General features: G+C 51.9%; 1 protein-coding gene and 1 pseudogene. Both read right to left on the bottom strand.

Annotation, left to right across the window (positions count from 1 at the left end; translation table 11 throughout):
* Positions 1-246 precede the first annotated feature (246 nt).
* A pseudogene (locus tag AACX38_RS05885) lies at positions 247-1,765 on the bottom strand (conjugal transfer protein TraG N-terminal domain-containing protein).
* Positions 1,762-2,121 carry a hypothetical protein gene (locus AACX38_RS05880; protein ID WP_228865886.1) on the bottom strand — a complete coding sequence of 120 codons (360 nt, stop codon included), beginning with the start codon at positions 2,119-2,121 and terminating at the stop codon, positions 1,762-1,764. The pseudogene AACX38_RS05885 and the gene AACX38_RS05880 overlap by 4 nt, the downstream one beginning before the upstream one ends.
* Positions 2,122-2,204 lie beyond the last annotated feature (83 nt).

The following is a 2,204-nucleotide window of genomic DNA, read 5'->3' as shown; positions in this document are numbered from 1 at the left end:
AAATAGACACTCATTCATATACAAAATATTAAAAAATTTCGTCTATTTTAGGCAAAAAACCGTGCCATTCTCTATTGAGGGAAAATATAAAAAGAGACACACAATGAGCCTTGTTTCTAAATTTGTGTAATGACTTATTTTAAGTATCGAAACAATTATCAATAGATTAAAAAAAGGAAAATAGAAAATTCAGACTCAACTTAAGATGCAGCATCCTGCCCCTTAAGTTTTAAAAAGAGCATCTGATTACTTTCCTTTGGACATCATCTTCTGCATCACCAGCTGCCCGAACATGCCCGTAGACTGCCTGACCTGCCCCACACCCTGACACATCATACCGGCCACATCCCCCACCCGTACCCCGGCCCCCGCTAAAGCGCCCAGCCAGACCATCGGCAGCACAATAAACAACGTGCCCATCACCAACCCCATGATTAAATCATCTGAGGTATTCTGAATACCCGCCAGATTAAACAGGCTGTGGGTGTCTGAGCCGTACAGCGCTTCCAGTAAATGGCTGTCCAGCCAACGCGCCAGCTCCCACCAGAACGTCAGAAAATTCAGTGCGAAAATCACAAATGTCAGCGTAAAGACGGTCTTAAATTCATAGGCCGCAAACAGCAGGAGCAACGGGATTAAGATATACAACGCCATCAGGATCACCGCCTGCATCATCGGCAGCGCCTGACGTACCGCATCGAACATCGGCATACTGAGTAATCCGCCCACTAACGTCCCTGCCGCGGCACCAATCCGGTTAGAACCCTCCAACAGGCTGGGATCGGCACTACCACCATACCCGGCATACACATACCCGTCCTGTGAAACGCTCAGGTTTACCGGGCTGACCAGACGGCGGATCACCGCTTCCTGATAAGCCGGCGTGTTTTTCCCCAGTATTTTCAGTGTCGCTGACAAACGCAACCACAACCCCGGATCAGCCTGTGCCAGTACCCGGTCTTTCAGACCGGTTTGTTTGAGCGGCTGACCACCAGGCCTGACACGTCGGATAACCATTCGGCCCGGTATACGGCCGCCCGTTATCCCGGCTCTCCTGCCACGGAAAATCCGCCCGGGGGAGGCGGGATTGCAGCGTCCGGTAATCCCCGGCTAAAAACGTCCGGCTACCCAGCCAGCCGATATCATTCAGGATAATCGGATCGGTGGTGTGTTCCCGATCGCGTTGTTTCCATTGATAAAGCGCTAAAGCATAGCAATCGTGGGTAAAATCCTGCAATTCCGCCGCCAGAGCCGGATTACTGATGCGGGTGTGCTGCACGTCAAAGCGCAGTTGCCGCAGATCCGGCCGGCAGGGAATGGATGCCACCGCCGCCTGTGTCAGTCCCTTGGATAACCGGTGCACCACCGCCCACCAAAGCGGCACAGCCGCGGTCTGGTTGTTCAGGCTGGATATTACGGGTGCATAGCCACTGTTCTCCGGCGTTTGCGGTGTCCAGGTGCCACAGCTTTTGGCACGGGAAGTATCGTACTGAAGGGTGGTCAGGCTGACATTGACCAGCGGCACACAACACACCACCATCACGAAGAACGCGCCGTACAGGGTGTTTTCAATCCGGGCCAGCGATTGTAACCCGGCCTGACCGTCTTCTTCGCCACACTCCCGTACTTTCAGCCAGACCGCAATCACTTTTACCACTAATGGCAGCGTAAACAGTCCAGTGGCAATCAGAATATGCCACAGGCCATTGTTGATGACCCAGCCAAGTAGTGTCAGAAAATATTCCAGATAGCTGTTGGCCGTCATCGTGTGCCTCCGGTATTGCCTGACAGGGCATACTCACCCAACAGGATAAACAGCAGGCTGACCACCATCATCCGCATCAACGCGGCGCGGTATGCCGGCAGATGTTTTACCCTTTGCCAGGTTTTCTGACCGCCCCAACCCAGTACCGCATACAGGCCTAACCGCCAGACTAACCAGACTCCCCCGGTTTCGGTCACCCAGTGGTGAATGCGATTAAGTTTTTCTGCCTGATGCAGCCCGACCCAGCCTGCCGCTACAGTAATGACCATCACCACAGCGATAACCAGTGATAACACCGCACCTTTTCTGAATACTGAATGCTTCTCTGCTATAGCTAAATCAAAATAATTAGACATATTTTACATGCGTCATAAACAGTTCATCAATTGAACACCTTTCTCGTCTTCTTATCGCTTTGACTTCAGCCCATTTCGGTTCG

The organism is Xenorhabdus sp. PB30.3 (assembly GCF_963895965.1).
GTDB classification, from domain to species: Bacteria; Pseudomonadota; Gammaproteobacteria; order Enterobacterales; family Enterobacteriaceae; genus Xenorhabdus; species Xenorhabdus stockiae.
The sequence above is the reverse complement of the archived record's forward strand: the minus strand, read 5'-3'. Positions and strand labels throughout refer to the sequence as shown.

What these genes read in the sequence shown, in the direction of transcription:
- AACX38_RS05880 (WP_228865886.1), bottom strand. Translation starts at nt 2,121, where the DNA reads ATGTCTAATTATTTTGATTTAGCTATAGCAGAGAAGCATTCAGTATTC.